1 protein-coding gene is annotated in these 1289 nt (G+C 45.2%); it reads right to left on the reverse strand.

Annotation, left to right across the window (positions count from 1 at the left end):
* Nucleotides 1-119: 119 nt before the first annotated feature.
* On the reverse strand, nucleotides 120-947 hold the full coding sequence (glpX, locus tag AC1DSE_RS35905; RefSeq protein WP_477529200.1) for a class II fructose-bisphosphatase: 828 nt from the start codon (nucleotides 945-947) through the stop codon (nucleotides 120-122).
* Between the last annotated feature and the right edge of the window lie 342 nt (nucleotides 948-1289).

The raw sequence follows: 1289 nt of genomic DNA on the forward strand, positions 1-1289 counted from the left end.
TAACGGATCTGATGTCCGTTAATTCCTAATCAGCTGAGTTATATTCTTGCTGCTCATTGTATTATTAGAATGTTATTTTAATAGTGGTCGGCCTTTCGGCCGGCCACTCCAGTGATCAATCAATTATCATTATTTAAAAATGTTTTATTCGGCAAATAGTGCATAGCACGTACGAATCGGATCGTTTTGGTCTTAGCGCGCATTACGATGGAATGCGTTTCTGCCCTCTCGTCAGGAAAATACTGTACTCCGCCCAAAAACTCGCCTGGCGTAACGCCTGTTGCTGCAAAATAAACATCGCCCGTTCCGATCATATCCTCCATCGTAAGCACCCGATACGGATCTGCAATGCCCATTTGAACACAGCGATTGTACTCATTGCTATCCGCCGGCATCAGCCTTGCTTGCAGCTCGCCGCCTAAACACTTCAGCGCTGCCGCAGCCAGTACCCCCTCTGGCGCACCTCCCGAACCAACATACAAATCAATGCCTGCCTCCGGAAATGCAGGTGCCATCGCGCCTGCAACGTCACCATCCGACAAAAACTTTATACGCACACCTACTCGGCGCAGCACCTTGACGATCGCTTCATGGCGCGTCCTGTCCAAAATCATAACCGTTAAATCCGAAACCTTCTTGTTTAATGCGTCAGCCGCTTTACGGAGCGTGACATCCATCGGATCAGTTATCGACAGCTTGCCAACAAGAGCAGGACCGAAAGCGAGCTTCTCCATGTACATATCAGGAGCGTGCAAGAGCTGACCTTTCCCTGCCACTGCAAGCACGGACATTGCATTGTTAAGTCCTTTGGCTACAATTTCCGTACCTTCCAGCGGATCAACCGCTACATCAGCGCTATTCTTATCGCCTCTTCCCATCCAAGGCGCCGATGCGAGCGCAGCCAGTTCCGTTACGCGTACAAGCTCTAATGCTAATTCTCTCTCCATGATCCAGTCTCCCTTTGCTTTCATATGACGGAATAAATAATTAGAACGCATTTTGAGGTCATTTCCGTTATTTAATATGTATCATATATTTATATGTGTCGCAATATATATTTACCATTCTTCATTAAATCATCATTAATAAACAAACGTTTACCTTAAGAGCAACCATCGTTCGTCAAAAAGAAAAAAGAGCATACTTCACAGGATTCCCTGTAAAAGCATGCTCTCTTTATCACTCTAAATAAAACAGTTATTCATAAATCTCAATTTCATAAAGCGATGGACCATATGGAGGAAGACCTTTTTCTGTCACTAAAATACGAACATATCTAGCCTCCGCAC

It is taken from the genome of Paenibacillus sp. 01L418, assembly GCF_056400045.1.

Bases quoted from the DNA above. Each gene is read 5' to 3' on its own strand.
- glpX (WP_477529200.1), bottom strand. From the start codon at position 947: ATGGAGAGAGAATTAGCATTAGAGCTTGTACGCGTAACGGAACTGGCT.